Annotated in this window: 15 protein-coding genes; all 15 read right to left on the reverse strand. The window is 64.5% G+C overall.

All coding sequences use genetic code 11. The features are described 5' to 3' along the window. Positions 1-173 precede the first annotated feature (173 nt). The 15 genes from ABFE16_15855 to ABFE16_15925 all read right to left on the reverse strand — a co-directional run bounded on the left by ABFE16_15855 (position 174) and on the right by ABFE16_15925 (position 22504). Positions 174-938, reverse strand: a complete 765-nt coding sequence (locus ABFE16_15855; protein MEN6346777.1) for a PHP domain-containing protein — start codon at positions 936-938, stop codon at positions 174-176. Positions 939-1009: 71 nt separating this feature from the next. Further along, on the reverse strand, positions 1010-4564 hold the full coding sequence (locus ABFE16_15860; protein ID MEN6346778.1) for a DNA polymerase III subunit alpha: 3555 nt from the start codon (positions 4562-4564) through the stop codon (positions 1010-1012). Positions 4565-4822: 258 nt separating this feature from the next. Continuing rightward, complete coding sequence (locus ABFE16_15865) at positions 4823-5602, reverse strand: hypothetical protein (protein MEN6346779.1); 780 nt, start codon at positions 5600-5602, stop codon at positions 4823-4825. A 313-nt stretch (positions 5603-5915) separates the two neighbouring features. Further along, on the reverse strand, positions 5916-7259 hold the full coding sequence (locus ABFE16_15870; protein MEN6346780.1) for a HEAT repeat domain-containing protein: 1344 nt from the start codon (positions 7257-7259) through the stop codon (positions 5916-5918). Between the two features lie 289 nt (positions 7260-7548). Continuing rightward, positions 7549-8223: a hypothetical protein gene (locus ABFE16_15875; protein ID MEN6346781.1), complete on the reverse strand. Its 675-nt coding sequence runs from the start codon at positions 8221-8223 to the stop codon at positions 7549-7551. 216 nt (positions 8224-8439) lie between these two features. Continuing rightward, positions 8440-10683 carry a hypothetical protein gene (locus ABFE16_15880; protein MEN6346782.1) on the reverse strand — a complete coding sequence of 748 codons (2244 nt, stop codon included), beginning with the start codon at positions 10681-10683 and terminating at the stop codon, positions 8440-8442. After that, positions 10680-11675 carry a methyltransferase domain-containing protein gene (locus ABFE16_15885; GenBank protein ID MEN6346783.1) on the reverse strand — a complete coding sequence of 332 codons (996 nt, stop codon included), beginning with the start codon at positions 11673-11675 and terminating at the stop codon, positions 10680-10682. The genes ABFE16_15880 and ABFE16_15885 overlap by 4 nt, the downstream gene beginning before the upstream one ends. A 63-nt stretch (positions 11676-11738) precedes the next feature. After that, complete coding sequence (locus tag ABFE16_15890) at positions 11739-14069, reverse strand: hypothetical protein (GenBank protein MEN6346784.1); 2331 nt, start codon at positions 14067-14069, stop codon at positions 11739-11741. Next, a complete protein-coding gene (gene mutM / locus ABFE16_15895) occupies positions 14066-14956 on the reverse strand; it encodes a bifunctional DNA-formamidopyrimidine glycosylase/DNA-(apurinic or apyrimidinic site) lyase (GenBank protein ID MEN6346785.1) in 891 nt (296 codons plus the stop codon). The genes ABFE16_15890 and mutM overlap by 4 nt, the downstream gene beginning before the upstream one ends. Positions 14957-14989: 33 nt before the next feature. Continuing rightward, positions 14990-17497 (reverse strand): DEAD/DEAH box helicase, encoded by a 2508-nt coding sequence (locus ABFE16_15900; protein MEN6346786.1) that lies wholly within the window; start codon positions 17495-17497, stop codon positions 14990-14992. A gap of 45 nt (positions 17498-17542) precedes the next feature. Next, on the reverse strand, positions 17543-17875 hold the full coding sequence (locus ABFE16_15905) for a hypothetical protein (protein MEN6346787.1): 333 nt from the start codon (positions 17873-17875) through the stop codon (positions 17543-17545). A gap of 846 nt (positions 17876-18721) precedes the next feature. After that, entirely contained in the window at positions 18722-19972 is a 1251-nt protein-coding gene (locus tag ABFE16_15910; GenBank protein ID MEN6346788.1) for a hypothetical protein, read from the reverse strand. A gap of 75 nt (positions 19973-20047) precedes the next feature. Continuing rightward, entirely contained in the window at positions 20048-20326 is a 279-nt protein-coding gene (locus tag ABFE16_15915) for a YtxH domain-containing protein (protein MEN6346789.1), read from the reverse strand. Between the two features lie 98 nt (positions 20327-20424). Continuing rightward, positions 20425-21630 (reverse strand): tyrosine--tRNA ligase, encoded by a 1206-nt coding sequence (tyrS, locus tag ABFE16_15920; GenBank protein MEN6346790.1) that lies wholly within the window; start codon positions 21628-21630, stop codon positions 20425-20427. A gap of 316 nt (positions 21631-21946) precedes the next feature. Further along, complete coding sequence (locus ABFE16_15925; GenBank protein MEN6346791.1) at positions 21947-22504, reverse strand: YbjN domain-containing protein; 558 nt, start codon at positions 22502-22504, stop codon at positions 21947-21949. Between the last annotated feature and the right edge of the window lie 85 nt (positions 22505-22589).

Here is a 22589-nt window from a genome sequence, read left to right on the forward strand (position 1 = left end):
GCGGCGATACGCTTTTGTGAAGGCCAACCGCCACCCCGCGCCCCCGACTGAACACCCACCGATACTACCGCCCCATACCACTTACCCTACTTTCACAACCTTGATGCTAAAACCGATGCTCCTGCCCCGGGCGACCCCATCTTGACCTCTATCAGCCTCTTGGGGCGACGGGCCTAGCGGCTCTCCGGCGTCCAGCGCTGCTCGTCCGGGATGCGCAGGCCGTCCATCAGGCCCTCGGCGTAGTCAGTGGCGCCCAATTGGTTGATGTCGTGTGAGTCACTCGCCACCGAGAAGATCGCGCCGGCCTCCTGGAGACGTTGCACCATATCGACATAGTTGGCCTTGAAGCGGGCCGACATCGCCGGATAGAAGAAGATTGCGTCTACGTTTAGCTCGATGGCGCAGCGGTTCTTGCGGCTTGTCTCGGCCCAGGCGTCGATGTACTCTTGGGGGATCTCGGCGACGAACTCCTCCCACCAGAGGGGCGAGTGGAACTCGACTTCCTTGCGCGGGAACCAGAACGGGTGAACGAGGACGTCCAGCAAGGGGTTCTGGAGGGTCCTCATGAAGTGCCGATGCTGCAGGTCGAGCAGTTCGCGCTTGTTCTCGGTGTCGGTGTAGGTCGAGTGGATGCCGCCGATGACCACCTCGAACCCGTACTCCTCGTGGATCTTGGCGCTGTAGGCGAACTCGCCGTCGCAGCCCTGGAAGTTAAGCTCGGTGCCAAAGTACACCTTGATCGGTGTCTCGACGGCTTCGATGTCGGCCTTGATGAACTTGAAGGCCTCAAGTTGCTCCAGGCGGTTCAGGTGATCTGTGATCGCGATCGACGTCAGTCTGCATCTCTCGGCTTTGCGGATGATGTTGGGCACCGTCAGTGTCTCATTGCCGCACCGCTGGTAGAACGTGTGAATGTGGTAGTCCCTACCGACGCGCATCGATATCGGCTCCCTGGTCTCACGTCGAGTCTGAAGCTGCGGGCAAGAGGGCTATCGCCGCTCTCGCCGGCCTAAGCCGCTACAACCTCGCTGTCTGGTTCCTCCCACATCTGCAGGAAACCTGCCACCCCGTGAAGGGCAAGAGGAAGTGCTGCGTCACAGGCTACCCGGTAGCGGTCCCCAAGACCGATGGCCTGAGATTGGCGTCGGTCGGTGAGGTGAAGGACGATCTGCCGTGGCCCCTGGTGGGTCCGAAGCACCTCACGAAGCTGCTCGAGCGTCTGCCGGTCGGCCAGGGGAGCGTCCAACTCAATGTGCAGTGGGGCGAGCTTGCCCACGGGCTCGGCCGGCGTGTTGCACAGGTCTTCCTGTTTGGCACGCCCCTCGGCCGCCAGTTGGGCCTTGCGGTCACTGATCTTGCGCGCCCTGTCGAGGAGACGTACTCCGTCACAGAGCAGCTTGACGGTCTCCTCTTCGGAGGACTGGCCGCCGGAGTCGCCGTTGCCGCCACCTCGACGGGCCTGTCGGTCAATCTTGGCGTCCATGACCACAAGGGCGTCCTTGACGAGGTGCTCCTTGACCTGCTCCCAGATGCGCGGGAAGACGGTGACCTCGACCTCGACCGACAGGCTCTCCAGGGTGACGAAGGCCATGCGGTCGCCGTTCTTGGTGGTGTAGGGCTTGACCTCGCTCACCATCCCACCAACGACTACTTCGGTCGCCTCGGCGTAGAGATGAAGGTCTTCCAGACGGGCCGAGGTACACCGCTCGAGACGCTCCTCGTTCTTGACCAGCGGGTGGTTGGACAGGTACAGGCCCAGCAGGTCCTTCTCGAACTCCAGAATCTGCTCGTCGGTCAGGGCCGGGACTTCAGGCAGCGTGCCTCCAGAATCGGCCTGCTCCTCGGAGGCATCGAACAGGGATACCTGTCCGACGGCTCGATCGGCCTCGCACTTCTGCCCCGCAGCATAGGCCAGGTCGAGGGCTGCCAGGACCTGCGCCCGGTGCCCGAAGCACTCCATAGCGCCGGCCTCGGCGAGGGTCTTCAGGGTCGACTTGGCCACACCCCGGCAGGCGACTCGTCGGCACAGGTCCCAGAGGTCGGCGTAGGGCCCGTTCTCGTCGCGCTCACGCACGATTTCGGTGGCGCTGCCGATTCCGACGCTCTTGATGGCAGCCAGGCCGAAGAGGACGGCGGAGTCCCTGACTGAGAACTCAGCAAAGCTACTGTTCACGTCAGGCGGACGGACCTTGATCCCGCAGCGCCGACACTCCGTGACGTACTTGGCGATGTCTGCGCTCTGGCCGATAACGGTAGTGAGCTGCGCGGCCAGGAATTCGGCGGAGTAGTTGGCCTTGAGATAGGCTGTCCAGTAGGCGACCAAGGCGTAGGCCGCGCTGTGGCTTTTGTTGAAACCGTACCGGGCGAAGGACTCCATGCGCCCGAAGATGTCCCAGGCCGTCTGCTCGGCGACGCCGTTGTCGATGCAGCCCTGAATGAAGAGGGGCTTCATCTGGTCCATCTTCGCCTTTTGCTTCTTGGCCATAGCACGCATGATGATTTCGGCCTGGGGCATGGAGAAGCCGGCCAGGTCGCTGGCGATGCGCATGACGTGCTCCTGATACAGGATCACGCCGTAGGTGTCCTTGAGGATCGGTTCCAGCTTGGGGGCGGCGTAGACCACTTCGCGCCCGTGCCTGCCTGCGAGGAAATCCGGCGCGGACTCCATGGGCCCGGGACGGTAGAGCGCAACGAGAGGGACGATGTGGTCAAAGCAGTCGGGCTTGAGCTCCCTGAGCAGCCCCCGCATCCCCTCGCTTTCAAGCTGGAAGACAGCGCCTGTGTCGGCCCGACACAGCAGTTCGTAGGTCTTGAGGTCATCCAGGGGCACCGCTAGCATGTCCACGTCGATCCCCCGTGACCGCTTCACTGCGTTCACGGTGTTCTGGATGATCGTGAGGGTCTTGAGCCCCAGGAAGTCCATCTTGACCAGGCCGACATCCACCACGTACTCCATGGAGTACTGGGTAGTGACCGTGCCGTCCTTCTCACCGCGCAAGGGGGCGTAGTCGGTTAGCGGAGCATCGGCGATAACCACTGCGGCCGCATGGACACCACAATGGCGAGTGATGCCCTCCAGCTTTATGGCAGTCTCAAGCAGCGTACTGACTTCCGGGTCCTCATCGGCCTTGGCCTTGAGGTCCGGCTCGGCCTCGAGGGCCTCAGTGATGCTCGTGTTGCCCGGCATCAGCTTCGCGACGGTGTCGACCTTGGGGAGGTCGATCCCCAGAACGCGCCCCGAGTCACGGATGGCTTGCTTCGCCCCCATGGTGTTGAAGGTGATGACTTGGGCCACGCGGTCGCGCCCGTACTTCTCTTTGACGTACTCGATGATCTCTTCGCGCCGGTCGTCGGGGAAATCAAGGTCGATGTCCGGAGGGCTCTTGCGCTCAGGGTTGAGCATACGCTCGAAGATGAGGTTGTACCGCAGCGGGTCGATCTCGCTGATGCCCAGCAGATAGGTGACGATACTGCCGGTAGCGGAGCCGCGGCCGGGCCCGACCCGGATGCCGCGCGACTTGGCCTCGCGAATGAAATCGCCGACGATCAGGAAGTAGCCGGAGTACTTGCACTGTGCGATGACGCCCAGCTCATACTCCAGGCGGCGGAGCGCTGCACCGTCGTCGTTGGGGTAGCGAACAGGGATGCTCTGCTCACAAACATGCCGCAGGTAGGTGTCCACCGTGTATCCATCGGGGATGGGGAAAGTCGGCAGCATCAGGTTCCCCAGCTCGAGCTCGACGTTGCAGCGGTCCGCGACCTCTACAGTCCGATGGATCGCGTCCTGCACCTCGGGGAATACCTGCAGCATCTCCTGCTCGGACTTGAGGTAGAACTCTTCGGTCTGGAAACGCAGGCGGTTCGGGTCACTGCGGATGGCATTGGTCTGGATGCACAGCAGCACGTCGTGGGCGTCTGCGTCTTCCTTGCGGGTGTAGTGGACGTCGTTGGTCGCGATGAGCGGCAGCCCGAGTTCGTGGGAAAGGGCGATCTTCCCGGCGGTTACCCTCTTCTCGTCGGGGTAGTCGTGGTCCATGATCTCAAGGTAGAGGTTGTCACGGCCGAAGACGTCGGCCAGTCCCTCGACGTACTGTCGGGCCCGAGCCATGTCGTCTTGAAGGATGTACTGGCCGGCGAAGCCCTGCTGGCAAGCCGTCGAGGCAATCAGACCCTCTCGGTGCTGAGCCAGCAACTCGGTGTCGACGCGAGGCTTGTAGTAGAAGCCATCGAGGTTCGCCGAGGTCACGATCTTCATGAGGTTCTGGTAGCCGGTCATGTCCTTGGCCAGCAGGACGAGGTGTCCAAGTCCACGGTCGAGCTCGGAATCGCGGTCGAAGCGGGTGCGGGTGGCGCAGTAGACCTCGCAGCCCAGGATGGGCTTGACCCCCGCGCCGAGGCAGGCCTTGTAGAAGCCGATGGCGCCGTACATGACGCCATGGTCGGTGAGGGCAAGCGCCGGCATCTCCAGTTCAGCAGCACGGCCCACCAGCTCCTTGATGCGGCAGGCGCCGTCAAGAAGGCTGTACTCGCTGTGCACGTGTAGATGGACGAAGTTGGATGGCATGGAGATGCTCCGATTGTCGGTACCTGGTACGGCGAAGCGTAGTGACGCGGAACGCACCGTCTACAACGTGGAAGGGATGCCCGAAAGGGCTGGACGCACCCATACAACCCGTGCGATCCCGTGAGGGCTACCGTCGACGGCTCTCTGAACCAGCCGACTGTGACCCCACTCGACTGTCGTTGCTGCGCGGCGGACCGGCCAAAGGTGACGTAGCGGCCCTGAGGGGCTTGTGCACCCGAAGTGCGCGTGACGAAGGCTCTAGGTTGCCGGCTTCTGCGTGGGCGAAGCCGGGGCTGGAGTGCCTTCTGGCGCCGTCGGCTCGGCAGGCACAGTTTCGGCTGGTTGCGCCTCCATGTTAGCAGCGCCCTCGGGTGCTGCTGGAGCCGGAGGTGCAGCTTTCAGCGCAGTTGCGAACCGGTTGAAGCCGTCGCTGAGTTGATCGAGTTCCGCCAGGACTACAAGACCTGCTTCGCGCTCCATGGCCTCGCGAGCGCCGCGGACACCGGCTGCGGCATTGCGCAGCAGCCTCACGCTCACGTGTCCCATGACAGTCTGCGTTAGCTGCTGGATGGCCGCGAGACCCTCCTTATATGCGCCACGGTCAACCTGTGCCTTGGTCTTCTCAAGGTCTTGCACGACCGGCGGGACCAAGGCGGCATTGGGGCTCTTGAGGGCTACATCGAGGGCTGCCAGCACAGAGGCGGAGGCCACATCTGCTTCGACACCCAGGGAGGAGCCCTGGAGAGCAAAGGCGGCACGCTCCAGGAAGGCCCGCATCTGGGCAGCAGGGATCTCGGCCTGCAGCGTATTCACTGTCGCTTCGAGGCGGTTGAGGAGCGCCAGGGCGCCGTCGCGGTCGTCGCTATTCACACACCTGCGGGCTGCAACCAGGAGCGCACGGGCCACCGAGAGGTCACGGTCGACTGGCGAGGGCCCGGTCAGCTGCTGCTGCACGGCGTTCTGACGTTCGATTTCCTTGACGAGATCGCCAAGGCTCTTCCCGGTGTCCTGCTGGTACCTGAGGATCGCCTGGAGCATTTCTTGTTGCTCTTGGTTTGCGGCCCCTTCCTTTGCGGCTGTCCCGGTCTTCTGTGGCAGCTCACCGCGCTGGCAGCCGACAAGGCAGAGAACCAGGCACAAGACGCTAACGCAAGTTAGAGTGCGGAGCAAGCCGGAAGGCCCCCTCTCAACATCGCGAACCACGAGCAGTTGAACCGGGATTATACGACATCGGGTGCCGGAAGGCAAGCAGCGAAGTCGGGTCGGGGGAAGCTATAGGTAGCTATGCGGGGGCAAAGTTGAACCGCGAGGACCGCTCGGCTGCAGGCACCGGAAAAGGGAGGCAGTCCGATCAGCGACGGCCGCCCTTTCGGGGTTCCTCGATGCCGGTGATATCCATAATCGCTTGCTGAGCCGCGTGCTGGACCTTGTCGTCGTCGTCTCTAAGGAGCGGGCGCAGGGCGTCGACACAGGCGGGATCGCCGAGCGTACCAAGCGCCTCTGCCACACCACGCCGCACAGCCGGCTTGGGGTCCCTAAGGGCGTCGAGAAGTGCAGGAAGGGAATCCTTGCGCACGCCGATCTGGCCCAGCGCCAAGGCAGCATGCAGTCGCACGCTCCACTCGGTGTCGCTGCGCATGGCCTTGATCAGATAGGGGATGCACTTGCGGCTTCCGACATCGCCCAGGCCCTTCGCGGCGGTCAGGCGTGTCACCCAGTCGCGGTCCTTGAGCATCTTGGCGAGGTGCTCGACGACCTTGTAGCCGCCGATTCCGGCCAAGCCTTGAACCGCCGCACACCGCACCGACTCCTGCTTGTGCCTGAGTAGCTTCGCGAGGTGGGGGATCACCGACTCCTTGCCCACACGTCCCATGGCAATCGCGGCGTAGTGGACGACACGGTCGTTGTCATCCGCAAGCGCTTCGAGTAGCACGTTGCGTGCCCGTTCGTCGCCGATCTCGCCGAGGATTTCGACGACGTAGCGCCGCACGACATAGTCCTCGTGCTTGGCGGCCTCAAGAAGGGCCGGCACCGCCCGGTTGCCCACTTGCTGGAGAGACTTGGCGGCGGCTCGACGGACGTCCTCGCTGGGCGACTGTAGGGTCGCGATCAGGGGCTCGATGGCGATGGTGCCCCGGATCTTGCCGAGGGCTTCGGCAGCAGCCCGCGCCAGTTCGACATTGTCGGAGCTCAGCACGCCGATGAGCGGCTGGATTGCCTTCTTGCTCCGGAGGGCTCCGAGAGCAGTCACGACTGCCCGCTGGACCTCGATATTGGCGTCCGATAGGCGTGCAACCAGTTCAGCGGCGACCGATTCGTCGCCGATGCTGCCAAGTGCTTCGGCGGCCCAACGCCGGGCAGACTGGTCCTTGCCGATGAGAGCGTCCAGGAGTGCGCTCACTGCCGGAGGGCCAATCTTGGTAAGGGCCTCGGCGGCGGCTTCTTGGGCGTTCTTGCTCGAATCGCTCAGGGTGAGGATGAGGGCATTGATGGCATCCTCATTGCGGATACCGCCGAGTGCCTGAGCGGCTGCCATGCGCACCTTGTAGTCCTTGTGCGCAAGGGCCTTGACGAGAGGAGGCACGGAGGCGGATCCCAGCGCGACGAGTTCATCGATAACGTCGTCGCGTGAGGTTGCACTCTTTGCTTTGAGTTTGGCCACCAGATCGGCGGCTCTGCGAGATGGCGCTGTCATGAATCGTCTCCGGATCGCTCGCGATCCCGACACAATCGTCGTCCCCGGTAGCGTCTTCGAGGGCGAGCGCCGTGGTCAGGGTATTAGGCGTCCCCAGGCTCAGTCGGCCAGTGATCGGAGGCAGGCCGGCAGTTCAGCACAGGTGGACCTTTTGACGCTTGCGGAAACGCCCCGCCTTGCGGCGGGGCGGCGTTAGCACTTGCGGCGAGGCTCTCCAGGCACCCTCCCCGCGCCAGGGGCCTAGGTGTGGACGTCACCGAAGGGTCGCGTTGCGGCTGGTTCGGCCGTCCTACTGAGGCACAGTGGCCTCCTGGTTAGCGGCGGACGTTGCATCACTGGGCTGATCGCCGGCAGCGGCCCCGGCTGCCACCTGCTTGACCCGTTCACAGATCTTGGCATTCGCAGCGTCGCGCTTGGCGGTCAGGTCCTTGATCTGGGCTTCCAGATCGGAGATCTGCTTGGAGAAGCCTTCGCTGGCCTGTCGGTCAGCCTGAATCTCACCGAGCGCCTTCTTGAGCTCTGCACGTCGGTCTCGGTACTCGGTCGCCTTGTCGAGGTCGTTTGCGCTGTTGGCCTCGGTTGCAAGGGTCTCCCACTTGGAGTCGGCGGCGTCCAGCTTGCTGAGGGCACCCGCGACGTCTCCCTGGCCTGCCAGGTCTGCAGCTTCCTTGACGCTGGCGGAGATCGTCTCGGCGGCTGCATTGTACCCGCGTTCACGGTTGGCGCGGGCCTCGGCAGCGGCCTTCTCGCGCTGCTCCTTCACGAGCAGCCCTCCGACGATGGCGATGGCGGCCAGGACGACAACCACCAGGACCCAGGCGATACCGCTGCAGCCGCCCGAACGCTTGGGCGCTACTCGCTGGATCTCGATGTCCAACTCCTCGTCGTCGGCGATGTCCGGTTCCGCGGCTGCCTCTGTTTCCTTGCCTTTAGCAGCGTTGGCTTCGTTAAGCTCGTCGGCCATTCGTAAGCCCCCCTCTCAGGCTTTGGCCCGGCACGCTTGGGGCGCCGGACAACGAAGAGTAGACGGCAGGCTGTGTGTGTGCGCCTGCCGTAGTTGGCACAACGAACGGCAATAGCTTGAGTGTCCACATTATAGGCCCTTTGCGAGCCCAAGTCAACCAAACGAAGATATGAGCAAGTAGGTCAAACTGCAAGCAAAAAAATGCAATAGGGTGTATTATTTGCCTGGAAGAGTATAGACGTGAACTTGGTAGGGTTGGAAAACGTCCCCGAACTGACCTGGCCTGTCCGTGGTGAGTTTTCGCCCCTCGAAGGCCAGCTCGAGTTCGGTGGCCCTGGCTTCAGGGCAAGTGAAAGTCGTCACAACCGCATGGTCCGAACTGTTAACTGCAATCAGGACCATCTTGTCGCCCTGGCGCCACGCTGCAGCATGAATCGCCGAGTCTGCCGGAGGCGTGAAGTCGACGCGGTCGTCACGAGAGGAGATGATCGGCCCCAGGGCTCCCAGTTCCTTGTTGAGGGCGGAGATGCCCGTCCAGAGCTCGGGTGCGTCGCGCCGGAGGTTGTAGTTGCGCTCCTTGGTGCTCTGCTCCAGGGTGTAGGAGTAGTACATGAGACCGTCGGCCCCGTGCACGATCGCGAGGTAGGCGAGTGCCCGTACTTCGGCAGTGGTCGGCAGGCGCCCATCAGTGGCCGGGTCGAGGAGCTTGTCGGTGGCCCAGGAGTTGCCGGTCGCCTGAATCAGGGCCCAGATGGGCTTCCGGTCCTGCGTGGCCTCCCTGGCCGCGGCCACCACATCGCCAACATGCGTCAGCGGAAGCTCCGGCACGGGCAGCTCCCAGGGAACGATGATGTCCGCTGATCTGGCGTACTCCGCCATCGTCTCCGTGTAGCAGAGGGTGCTGATGACGGGATGGTTGGGCGAGACCTCGCAGAGGATCTGGTACAGTGCCAGCGTGATGTCCGGATGGATTGTCTTGGCGTCGGGCCTCTGCAGCGTCTCCCAGCCAACGAAGGCAGGGTGTGGTCCGAATTTGGCCTGCCGGTTTTCCCAGAAATCGCGGCGGGTAGTCGGCGAGGTCACGATGAGCCCAATACCGGCCGCACCCGCTCGTTCTGCCATGTCCCAGCTAGCTCGTGCTGAGGGCACGGTGATGAGGTTGAAGCCTGCTTCGCGGAGGGCGGGCAGGTCTTCGGGGCTCTGCACATGGTAGATCCCGATCGGGAACACCTGGCGTCCGCCGACGATCAGGTGGTGCGAGGCATCGAGGAGAACCTCATTGTCGGCTGGTTTCGCCCGCCGCAGGGGCAGATAGGTGGTGGCCACCAGCCGGTCTTTGAGGTACGCCTCCAACTGGACCTGGTGCTCGCCGATCAGAAGCCCCTCGGTGGACAGGCGACACGAGAAGTCACCGTTGCCCTCCCGGTCCATCCCATTGCCGAGGGTTGCCTGTGCTCCGGTTCCGAGCAGGCGTGCCTGGAGGCGCAGAGTTCCGGCCAAGTCACGGGTCGAGAACAGGCGCCCGGAGACCTTGACCTCCCGAATCAGGTCGGTGTTCATCACGGTTGAACGGAAGGCCGGAACGTCAACGTGGGCGTCTATCAGCCCGGGCACGGTCTCCTTCCGGTAGAACACCACCTCATCGTTAGCGGCGTCGGAGACCGTCACCTCCGCCGTGTGCGATGCCGAGGTGCTTGCGTTGTAGCGCAGCTCCACCTCCTGCTGCTCCCCGGCGGCCAGTGACAGCTTCCGCGAGATGAGGCCCTGCGGCTTATCGTTGATGGTGGGCCGGATACCGACCTTAGCCTCGAAGGACTTCCGTGAATGGTTCACAAGCCGGCACGTTACCTGGCGCAGGGCCGGAAGGCTTACCACGCGGCCGATCTCGAGGTTTTCGCAGACGATCTCGTCGGGGACGGGGCGCAGGACCACGTTGTCGAGTTTCAGGGTGCCCTGCGAAAGGAGCTGGAACACAACGACGAGTTGTTTCGTACCGGGGAGCACCTCAGCCTGCCAGGTCTGGGTGGTCCAGTTGGGATAGGCCAGCATCGGCCTGGCCTCGTCGAAGAGGGGCCTCGTCTCCCACTGTTTGACCATGAAGTCGTCGTTGAAGCCGACCACCATGGCCTGTGCTCGTTCGCAGGTAGTCTGGTAGCGGAAGGAGAGCATGACCCGCCTGGGCCGCAACTCGGATACGTCAACGGCACGTGAGAAGCAGCCGTAGAGGGAGTTGGGGTTGCCCAGGGACAGCTCGAAGTAGCGTCCACCGCCGGGCGACCCGGGGCGAGTGGTGGCTGCAGAGGTCGCCTGCGGGCTCCAGGAGTGTGCGGCCCAGTTTTCGGGCAGCTTCTTCGCGTCAACGGCCTCGAAGTCACCGTTGATAAGCAGGTTCGCGGCCGTGCAGGCGGTTGTACACCCCACGACCGTCAGTGCCACCACTAGCAGGCGCAACCCTCTCACAGACAGACACCACCCTTTGCAGTTGTCGCGGTCAGTCTGGGGCCAGCGTCAAGCAGCCCTGTCAGAGCGTAGAAATGGCGCACGAGTGTGGACTTGGGCACACGAGCGCAGCGCAGGACGGTCATGCCAACCTGCGCAAAGACCTCCTCAGAAGGGGCTCCAGTGACCACGGCCAGCCGACGTACCCGGGGAGCAAGGTTGGCCAGGACACGTGCGTGCAGGTCGTCGTCAATGCGCACCGTGTGTCCATAGGGCAAGTCAAGAACCGCGGCATCCCATTCGCCTTCGAGCTCGCGAGCGTCTGCCACCTGAACCGGAACATCCAAACCGAAGTGTGCAAGGTTCGCCCGGGCGGCCCAGATCGTTGGCTTGCTGAGGTCAAAGCCTGCAGCACGCGCCCCGATGCTGGCCGCCTCGATGAGGCACGTGCCCATTCCGCAGCACGGATCGACCACTGTGTCGCCCGGCGCGGCGACCAGATTCACCATCGCCCGCGCATAGCGTACCGGCAAGGCGTTGGAGAAGTTGCGAGGGCGCTTGACGTGCCCGACGTGATCGCGCCGGCTCCTCGACAGCACGCGGCAGAATCGCCAGGCACCGTACCCGGCCAGAGCCAGGAACCGTTCGCGAGGAGCCCCGAGGTTGGGATATCCATCGAGGACCTCGGCCAGGCGACCAGCGACCTCCGGTGACGGCGCATGGGCTTGTGCCGGTTCGGACGTCTCCGGACCCTCTCGCCGGACCTCGATGCGGAACTGATGGCCCTCGATCCGCAGATCGCGAACAGCGTCAACGAGGTCGTCGAGGGAGTTCGTCTCGGCCAAGACCTCGGCGCAGGTGCTGACGTAGGCCGCCCTCGTCACATCACAGGCAACAGAGGCGAAGGCCGCACGGTCACCCTCTGCAGCCTCGGCACCGGTCAAGGCCCAGAGCTCTGCACGTGCGAGCTCACCCTCGACGGCGTCCTCACATAGCAGGTACACGAAACCCATTCGCAAGGGCTGCCCGACGAGCGGCTGAAGCTGAGCAGCCTCATCCTTCCAGTTGGTGTTGGGCTACTTCGCGGCCGTAGTCCAGATTTTGCAGGTCGCGCGGGACTTGTCGAGGGGCAGGAGCGACCAGACCTGGTAGCGGCCGGGCTTGGTGACGGCCCAGGCGCGAAGACCCCTCACGCCCTTGGCCGAGATGCCTTCGCAGAAGGCGACGGCATCCTTCGGGTCAAGACCCCTGGCCGCAGCGCCGAGGCCGCCGGCAAGCTGGCTTGTGATCTCGGCGTCGATGTCACGCGGGCGCACCGCCTTGCCCTGCTCGTCGAGGAGCATGACCGTCTCCCGGGCGGTCGACGTAAAGTCCTCCGGCGCTCGGTCAGACCTCTTCACGTCGACCAGACACGCGACGAGCGTATCGCCTGCGGTGAGATCGACTTGTCGCGCAAACCAGACCCAGCTCCAGCCACCGACGGAGTCCTGCCAGGCCTTCCTGCGCACGTCGTAGACCTCTCGGGAGACCACGAGTAGAGAAGCCTCGTTCTCGCGTGCGGCATGGAGTGCGGCCTCGTGCCGTGGGACCTCGTACAGGGGAGTGATCCCGTCCATGTGGTCGGAGTACAGAAGCTGGGTGCCCGGGTTCGGGTCGGGATTGTCGCCGGCGTAGAAACCGGCAGGCGTCTGGACGCCCGGCGGCCAGAAACGGCCGTCTGCCATCTTGATTGACCACAGGGGCTGGATCCCGGCCGGACCGGGAACCGGCACCAGGTTCACCAGGTAGAGCTTGACGGCGTCCTTGTTGAGGACGACCGGCAGCAAATCCTCGGCGATGCCGTCGGCCAGCAGTGGACCCCGCAGGACAAGGGGCTTGGCGGCTGGCGTCGGTGCAGGAGCCGGCGTAGGTGCTGTCTCCGGCTTCAGTGGCGTTGTGGCCGCTGGTGCCGTCTCGGGAGCCGGTGTGGCCCCAGGTGTAGGAGCAGCCGGCGTGGTCGGCTGCCGGGGTTCTGTGAGCGTGCCCGGTGTCTCCGCGGTCGCTGCTGTCGGAACCTCCGGGGCAACCGGCACTCCAGGCTGAGCAGAAGCCGCGGTCGTTCCCGTGGTCGGTGGTGCCGAGAGCGGAGCCGCCAGAGGAGCTTGCCCTGCGCCGGGAGCCGCCTGATTGCTGCGAGGGCCAAGCGGAGTGGCCGGCGGAGCAGCAAGGGCGCCCTCGGTTGCCGATGCCGCAGCCGAAGGCTCACCGGCTCCAGCAGTCGTGTGGGCCGCCTCGGGAAGCTGGCCTGCGGTCCGTGTCAGGGTGTGGGGTCCGCCCTTGACCGGAGAAGCGACCAGGTCCTCGCCCGTTCGAGCCACCACAGCCTGCACCGGACTGACCGGGACCTCCGGGCTTACCCGCAGAAGCTCGGTGGAAGTCGGCGCGGGCTGATAGGTAGCCTCAGACCCGCCGACGAGTGGAGTCGTGGTTGGCAGGCCTGCACGCGGCCCAAGGGGCGTACCTACGGGAGCCACCGGGGCGGTCTGCTCCAGGCCGGAACCCGGGCTCTGGGGCTTCACCTCGGCGGTCTGTAGCGTAGCTGTAGAAGTCGTCGCGGGCGACGGTGCGGTTGCCGAGGAGCCAGTGACTGGAGCGGCAGCCACCGGGGTCGCAGGCGAGACAGGAGCAGGCAGAGCCGCTGAACTGCCGGTCAGGGCGCGTCCGGCCTCCGACTGCGCGGCAGCCGGTGTAGTTGGGGCCGCGGCGGTGACTGGACTGATGACCGGGCTTGTTGGCGCAGGCGAGGCGCCAACCGGAACTGCAGGCGCCACGGAAGCACTGGCGGTCGGTGGCGGGAGAAGGCTCGGCGGCTTTACATCGGTGGCAGCGGCACCGGAACCTGCAGGCGTGGTGCCGGCGACTGCGCCCGTGACTGTCGTGTCCATGGGAGCGCCGACGCCAGGGGTCTTCGCGCCGGTGGTAGGTGTGACCGTCGCACCGACGGGAGCTTCCGTCGTCTCGGGCGCCTGCCCGCCGATTCGGAAGCGAACCCTCGAGTCGGCTCGGCCGTTGACGCTCACGATCACATCATAGGTTCCGATGGGGAAGGGCTCGGCCATACCCAGCATGAAGCGGTCATAGGCGACACGGTTGGGGCCAAGGGTGAGCTGCTTCACAGAGAGCGTTGACCCATGCAGCAGCCAGCGCACCTCCGCCGGAGTACCACGCGGGACCTCCAGCGTGCGGAACCGCAGGATCAGTGACTTTGTGCCGCCAGGAAACCAGGTGCCCGGGCTCACCGCTTCGCCCCGGGGTGTGAGCGCCTGGCAGACTACCGCATCACTGAGGAGGGATGCCTGAGCACTCGCCAGGCCACAGGCAGCCACTAGCAGCCACAGGACGAGCAAGGTTCGGTAGGATGGGCTCATGGGCGTTCCTCTCCAGATTCGTCGCGCTTGCCGGGTGCGGGTGGTCCGGCCTGGTGTATGCCCTGGCATACCGGGCAGTAGTAGGTGCTGCGTTGTGCCTGCACGATCCGCTCGATGATACCCGGGCAGCCCGGCCGGGTGCAGGCTTGACCTTCGCGCCCGTAGACGCGCAGATGATGCTGGAAAGAGCCGACGTCACCTGTCCCCGTGCGGTAGTCGCTGATAGTGGTTCCACGGGCCTCGACGGCCTCAGCGAGCACCGCGTGAGTGGCCTTCAGCAGTGCCCGTACCTGAACCTCAGTCAGCCGGCAACAGGAAAGGCCGGGAGCGATTCGCGCCCGGGCCAGGATCTCGGAGGCGTAGATATTGCCCACGCCCGCCCTGTAGGATTGGTCGAGAAGGAATTGCTTGACCGATATCCTTCGACGCCCCAGGGCTCTCAGCAGTTCCCTGGGCTTGGGTGGGGCCTCCAGCGCGTCCGGTCCGAGACCGGTCAGCGTCGCCGCCTGGGCCTCCATCTCGGTCGGTACGAGCTCAAGCGTCCCCAGCCGCCGCACATCCACGTGAAGCAGCCTCCGGCCATCGCCCAGGACGAGCACGGTCCTCGTGTGCTCCGGTAGATCGGCCTCGGGACCAACCGGGTAGAGCTGGCCGGTCATGCGGAAGTGCACGAGCAGGGAGTACCCGCTCGAGAAGCGCAGGATCAGGGCCTTGCCCTGTCGCCCGATCTCCACGAGCATCGTACCGACCAGAGCCTCCTGAAGTTCCTCTGGGCTCGTGCGCACCAGCATCGCCGGGCAGCGCACCTGCACCTCGGTGACCGTCTGATTCAGCACCAGTCGGCGCAGGTCCTGACGGACCGTCTCGACCTCCGGTAGTTCAGGCATGGATCGGCAGCTATCCTTCGCCGGGAGGAGCGGCTACTGGCCTTCCTTGCGCAATTGCCGGATTCTTCGCCGCAGCTTCGCCTCGACAGACTCCGGGAGGGACTTGAGCTCCAGCGGCGTAGGCGGAGTCGTCGCTGCAGTCTCGGCGCCCGCCGGAAGGCCGCTGGTCGCCTGGGCGAGTCTGCGCGCATACATCTCACCGGGCGGCTTGGGTTCGTAGGGCTCAAGCTGAAGCAGATCGTGCAGGATGCACAAGGCCGCTTCCTTGTCAGGTATCTTGCCGCGGGTGTCGATGTCGGCTCCCTGGGGCTCGAAGTGGGGCAGGGGAGAGCCTACACAGGAGGGACAGCCCTCCTCGCAGCCGCACTCGTGGATCAGCTCCAAGGCCGAGCGCGCCACGTCCTCCACGATCTCATAGGTCTTCTCCGAGAAGCCGACGCCCTCCGGGTAGCGGTCGTAGATGAAGATCGCCGGAGTGCCCAGGTTGCCGGAGTCTACCACGCTGCCCACGTCCGAAGGGTCACACATGACATGCGCGGGCAAGACTCCCGTCATGGCATTGGCGATCCCGAGCAGCCCATCCTCCGGCCGCCGACCGTACTCCCTGACCTTCTGAAGCGCATGGCGTGGTGGGGCCAGCCAGAAGGCGATGGTGTCGAGGGTCAGCGGCGGCAGGTCCAGCGTGCCGAAGCCGATGCTGTCGCTCTCGTAGAACTTGATCTTGCGGAACATGTAGACGAGGTTCGTGACCCTCGCCGGGCCGCTGCCGACCTCGCTGATCCTCCACTCGCGCTTCTGAGGCGGCTCTTCGGGAAGGTCCTGAAGCTGGACCTCGGTGCGGTCGACCGACATCGTGAAGTAGTCCAGTTCACGGCGCCGGACGTAGGCGATGCGCTCGGTCAGGTTTAGCTCGTTGACGAAGTAGGTCTCGCCGTCATGCATGTACACGGCTTCGGTGTGTAGCTGGGTGAAGGCGCCCCACTCGTCGAGCTCGCCGATGACCTTGCCGGTGTCGAGATCCTGGATGACGTAGTTGTGGTCGCTGAAGACCCGCAGGTTCACGTCGCCGGCGGGATACCTGGGGCCTCGCCAGTGCCAGCGCCCCCGGATTTCCTGTACCTCACCCATCTCGAAGAGAAGCTGCATGACGCCGCCGAGTTGGTCGCCGAACAGCTCGGCATCGTCTCCCGTCATCGGCAGTTCCTGAGTGCCGCAGCGCACATGGCCGTAGAGGATGTAGGGGTTCTGCGGGTCTATGATTGCCTGTTCATGGGGCTGCTCGAAGAAGTACCCCGGCTTGCGCATCAGGTACTGGTCGATCGGGTCCTCGCGGGCGATGAGGATGGCCAGGGAGTCAGCTTGCTTGCGTCCGGCTCTACCTGCCTGCTGCCAGGCGCTGGCGATGGTGCCCGGGTAGCCGACCATCACGCAGGCATCCAGGCTGCCGATGTCGATACCGAGCTCCAGGGCATTGGTGGTGGTGACGCCAAGTAGCTCGCCATTGAAGAGACGCTGCTCGATCTCCCGGCGCTCACTGGGCAGGTAACCGCCTCGGTAGGCCCGCACGGTGTCGCGCAAACGGTGGCTACGTTTGTCCAGCTCATCTTGCACATACCGATACAGTATCTCCGCTGTCGTCCGGGCTCGCACGAAGGCGATGACCTGCGCATGGTAGCGCTCGATGAGGTCGCACATCAGGTACTGGGCCTCGACGTTGGCACTGCGGCGGCCAAGCTTGCTCTCGTCCAGATAGGGCGGATTCCACAGCACGAACCTCTTGGCACCCTTGGGCGAGCCGTCCTTGTCGACGAGCGTCATGGGCAGGCCGGTGATCCCGGAGGCATGCTCCGCCGGGTTGCCGATGGTGGCGCTGCAGCAGATGAACTGCGGGTCGGCCCCGTAGTGCCGGCAGATGCGACGGAGTCTGCGGACCACATTGGCCACGTGACTGCCGAAGACGCCGCGGTAGCTGTGAACCTCGTCGATCACCACAAAGCGCAGCGACCCGAAGAAGTGCGCCCAGCGTGGATGGTGAGGGAGGATGCCGCTGTGCAGCATGTCCGGGTTGGTGAGGATGACGTTGGCCTCGTCGCGCAGGAGGCGTCGTGCTTCCTGGGGCGTGTCGCCGTCGTAGGTCCCGGCCTCCAGGGGCAAGTCGGGAGCCAGCGACCGGTAGCGTTTGAGGGTCTTGAGCTGGTCCTGGGCAAGGGCCTTGGTGGGGAACAGGTAGAGCGCCTTGGCCTTGGGTTCTTGCAGCAGCGTCTCGAGCACCGGGATGTTGTAGCAGAGCGTCTTGCCGCTCGCCGTGGAGGTGACGACGACGAGGTGTTCACCCCGGTGTGCTGCCTCGACGGCGTCGACCTGATGGGTGTAGAGTTGCTCGATGTCGTCCTGTGCGAGGACCTGGTGCAGAGCTTCCGGGAGAGGCGAGGATAGCTCGCCGTAGGTCGCTTCCCTCGGGGCCAGGTTCTCGACACGCACAATCTGGCCCTGATAGTGGCGGCTATGCCGGGTAGCGTTGAGGAAGCGAGTGACGTCCAAAATGGGTATGACTCCTGTGGTACAAGCTGGCGGCCGCCGGTAGCGCTACTGCTTCTTGTCCTCCGGCGGCGGGGTTTTGGGTGGAAGGAAGGGCAGTTGCGACGACACATCGGGAGGCTTGGTCTCGTCCAGTCTTGGGTCTCCGCCTCGGGCCTTCTTCTCGGCCTCAAAGCGCATCTGCATCAACCGCTCGCTCTGGCTGAAGCCCTGGTTCACCCGCCTGAGCCGGACGATGAAGATCGCGAGCACGACTACGACGGACAGCACGGTCAGCGGACCACGGTAGTAGGGCGGTCCCCAGCCGAGGAAGATCACCGGCCACCAAAGGACGATGATCAGGATCATGGCGATTGTCTCGACCCACTCGGTGCGGCTCATCGCGAACACCCACTGTCTGTGGAAGGCGCTGTATGGGCTGTTGCCTCCATATTAGGCGACAACCTGTCCGGCGTCAACGCTGGGCGAGAGTGCCCCGGTCCGACCCGTTAGGGGCAGGGGAGTGCAGCGGCACAGGGAGGCAGAAGGAGTGATTTGTGAACCTTTGTCGCAATCGTTAGCCTAAATTGAGCGGCGTTGTGATAGTGCGGGGGCTGAGTAGGGTATAATCCGAGTGCGATTGGGTGTTTCGCTTCAGAGGGCCAAGACCGCACGCAGTTGTACGGGGCGCCGGGACCTGGGAGTCCGCTAGAAGGGGGAGTGGCAGGAGTGCTACGGACGATGTCTCGACTGATTATCCCGACGGACCTGGTTACACCCGCGACCCTCGTGGCTGCCTTTCTGTTGCTGGGAGGCGTGGGCCTGCTTGGTCGTGCGGTACATACCCCAGTCGGGCTGTTGGGGGGCGTGTTTGTGGTAGCCCTCGTGGGTCTAGGGCTGGTGTGGGCCCGGGCCAGAACGAGGTACCAGTGCCTGCACGAAGGCAGGTGTCCCTACCCCCTGTGTAACGGCGTCGTCCAGCATAGCAGCCGTGTGTCGCACGGGCACGTGCTGTGTCCCACTTGCGGACGTGCGTGGCCGGACATCAAGGGGATCCACTTCAGGATCACGCACAAGGCGTAACGTCGGACCGTTGCGTGGTACCTGGGGCGACCGGCGACAGAGGCAGCTCTTGGTGCAGAGGGCGACTGCCCACACGGAGTCGCCCTCTGCCGCGTCTCAGGGACTGGTTGCAGGCCCCGCTGGTACACCGGTAGGAGAACCGCGCAACCCCTCGGGGGACCGTGCTCACTGAGGAGGTGTGGTAGTCGCCGGACCGATGCTCCAGCCCAGCAGTTGCATGACACCGTTGGCCACCGGTCGCAGGGCTTCGCCGCTCGCGGCCACGTAGAGCTTCCCCTTGTCTTCCTGCTCGATGGCGAGAACCGCCCGGGCGGTCCCATCGGGCTTCCATCGGCAGTGCCCCGAATAGCCGGCCAGAGACGCTGTAGGCTGGGAGCTTGCCTTCCTCGTCAGGGGAACCGTGAAGACCTCGAGTTTCTGCACACCCTCCTGCTCCGTTTTGCCCTCCAGGCCTCGCACCACCAACAACTCGCCGTCGGTTCGCAGGTCGTAGGCCAGAACGAGTCCGGGCACTACCGTCTCGGGCTGGCCTTCGGGCGTGCACTTGGCCAGGCCGACCACCGGTCCGCCTTCGGCGTTCGTGGCATCGTAGACCACGCAGGAGCTGTCCTGCAGCCAGTACAGCGGCCACCAGGCGGAGGTGACGTCGATCCGTTTGCTGCTTCCATCGGGGCTGACAAAGCACAAGGCGCCACCCTCATAGGCGTGCAGGAAGGCGATCCAGCGGCCGTCGGGTGACCAGACCGGGTGCGAGGCGGCGAAGACATCGCCCTCCGGATCACCCGAAGGAGGCACCAGCATCTTGGCCGCGCCGCTCGTGGTGTCGAGCAGCCACAGGCCCTTGTCCTCGTCCTTGGGGCCTCTGGTCCCGTAAGCGATGGTGCGATCGTCGGGCGACCAGGCCGGCTCGGTGGCGATACCGTTGCTGGTGACCTGGCGAGTGCTCGCGTCCGGCCGGGCAAGGTAGAGGTTGCCGGAGACGGTGTAGGCCAACCGCGCTCCATCGTGGGACCAGGCTAAGGAGTTCGGATGGGTCTCTTCGGGTAGTGGAATCTGCTTATCAGGGGGCGCGATCGGTGCGGTCAGATCGACGACCGTGAGCTTGCCCTGCGAGAGGATTGCGAGAAGCTTCCCCTCGGGAGACACCTCGGCGCAGAGGGTCTCTGGGCTTGTGAGCACAGCTAACTGGACCGGTGCTCCGCCCCTGGCGTCCACCCAGCACAGGCGATCCGCCGTGGCGTAGACCAGACCCCAGTCGGCCGAGTGGTTCGGTGCTGCGGTTGGTGCAGGAGAGGGAGTTGCCTGTGTGGGGCTGGACGGTGTCGCCGACGGCGGGCACCCGGTCAGGAGTGTGAACGCGACCAGAAGGCCCGCCACCAAGAGTGCGCATCGAAGCACCGGAATCAGGACAACCACTTGCGGCACCCCCAGAGGTCCAGACCAGGCCTTCAGTCTGTGCGTCGCTGCAACTGCAGGAGCCGTAGCGCAGCGTTAGGCTTGGGTAAGGTCGGGCTCGTCGGCGGCGACGGTCTCCTCTGCTTCCGGGGTCTCCTCGCCGCGCTCGTGAAGGCGTTCCTTCACCGTTGCCACAACTTCGCCGGTCTTCTCGCGAGCCTTGTCCCAGGCATCCTTGGCCTTGTCGCCCAGTTCGGCCCGCGTCTCAGTTCCTGGTTTCGGCGCCAGCAGCAAGGCCACAAGAGCTCCTACGGCGGCCCCGATAGCACCGGCGACGATGACCGTTCCCAGGTCGGAGCCCCTATCGCTAGCCATTCCCGACACCTCCTGATTCGTGTGCAAGAGCAGTTCGCCTTGGTACTTCGGTGCGGGCCCGGCTTCTCCTGCCTGGCTCCTGAGCGTGCCCCTGGCCGCTACTTCACACGCAACTGAGCGAAGCGGCGCTTGCCGACATTGAGCACGTCGCCGTCATGGATCTCGACCTGCGCCATCTCGTCGGAGATGACCGCATCATTCAGCCGCACTCCGCCCTGACGCACGAGGCGCCGGGCTTCTCCCTTGGTCGGTGCCAGGCCGGTGACCACGGCTGCCTGCACGATCCACATATGGCCGTCCTCCAGTTCCTCCGACACGTCTACCTGAGCTATATCGGTCGGGACCTGCTTCGCGGCAAAGACGTGGTCGAACTCGTCACTGGCAGCCTGGGCAGCGGCGTCGTCGTAGTACATGCCGACGATGGCCCGGCCCAGTTCGGCCTTGAGGTTGCGCGGGTTGACAGCGCCGGAGGCCATGGCTTCCCGCATCTCCTGGACTTCTTGCTCTTCCTTGCCGAGGAGCAGCCGGAAGTACTGCGGCATGGTCTCATCCGGGATTGACATGAGCTTGCCGAACATGTCGTTGGGCTCATCGGTGATTCCGACGTAGTTGCCCAGGGACTTGCTCATCTTGACGTGACCATCGAGGCCGACCAGGAGCGGCCAGGTCATCACGCACTGGGGAGTCTTGCCATAGGCGCGCATGATGTCACGGGCAACGAGGAAGTTGAAGAGCTGGTCTGTGCCGCCGATCTCGATATCGGAGTCGATGGCAACCGAATCGTAGGCCTGCACGAGCGGGTACATGAGCTCCAGCATGGAGATCGGCACTTCGTCGCGCATCCGCAGGGCGAAGTCGTCACGCTCAAGCATGCGGGCGACGGTGTAGTGCGAGGCCAGGGCGAGGAACTCAGCGGTGGTCATCTTGCTGAACCACTCGCTGTTGTAGTGGACCTCGCACTTGTCGACGTCGAGGATCTTGCCCAGTTGCTCGGCGTAGGTCCTGGCGTTGGCCTCGACCTGCTCTCGAGTCAGCATGGGGCGGGTCTTGGACTTGCCGCTGGGGTCGCCGATCATCCCGGTGAAGTCGCCGATGATGAAGACGACGGTGTGGCCGAGGTCCTGGAACTGCCGCAGGCGCCACAGCGGAACGCTGTGACCCAGGTGCAAGTCCGGGGCACTGGGGTCGGCGCCGTACTTGATTCGGAGGGGACGTCCCTCTTTGAGCTTCTCGAGCAGCTCTTCCTGTGAGTGCAGGTCGACGCAGCTACGCGCCAGTATCTCTAGTTGGGCTTCCGGTGTCATGTTGGGTCTCCTCAGGTTCCCTTGCCGCAGGCTTGGCCGTGTACCTTGCCACGGCTGGTGGAAGGCCGGCAGCGAAAGACGCCGCCGATAGGGTAGCCCTGCACCCGCTGAGAGCAGGTGACAGACTCAGGGCACGAACACGGGACGGCGCTGCAGCCTTGCGGCAGGCCACAGCGCCCGTCAATAAACGTATCGGTTTGTCCCGGTCAGTGCCATGTCCCTCATGGGCGACGTCTTGTCCAGTCTGGTGCAGGGCGTCCGAGCCCCCGTGGGGTACCTGCCGCTTGTGGGCTGCGGACGCTGCGTGATCCGTCGGTTACTGTATGAGTATCTTGGCCAGGACCGGCTGAGCGCTCGTCCAGGCTTTACACATTCTCAGGTAGGTGTCGACGACTACGTCCGTCGGCAGGCCGGTCTTCAGAATGTTGAGCTCCCAGCGCATCGAGACCTCGTCGTCGTTATCTATGTACAGGCGGCAGAAGTCGCTGGTATTGTTGAGCTTGTTCATGGCCTCGAGGACCTGCGGACGCCTGTCGGCAGGCACCTTCATCTGCGAGAGCACGGCCAGGACGACTGCACGCTCGGTGATCTTGCCGTCCTTGTCTGTCGCCGAGGCTGCGGACTTGAGCATCATGAGGTACTCAGGGACGTTCTCCGCCTTCTCCCGGGCCAGCAGCGTCAGGTCCTTGTCGTCGCCCTCAACGACGGTCAGGGACACCTCATAGGCGGCCTTGAAGTAGCGGGCAAGAGTCTCTTCGGTCGTGCGGTTGTCCTGCGCGACGGTGAGCATGTCGTCGGCGGCCTGGGCCCCAAACTGCGGAAGTGCAAGGGCCAGGGCGAAGAGCGTGGCGGCAAGGACGGTGCGAAGCTGCATGTGGTGCTTCTCCTCGTCGGCCGTGCACTGAGTGCCGGACCGTGGGTTCCTGGCCTGGACGCGACCGCAACGCATGCAGACCTCA

Source organism: Armatimonadia bacterium (assembly GCA_039679385.1).
In the GTDB taxonomy this organism is placed as follows: Bacteria; Armatimonadota; Zipacnadia; order Zipacnadales; family JABUFB01; genus JAJFTQ01.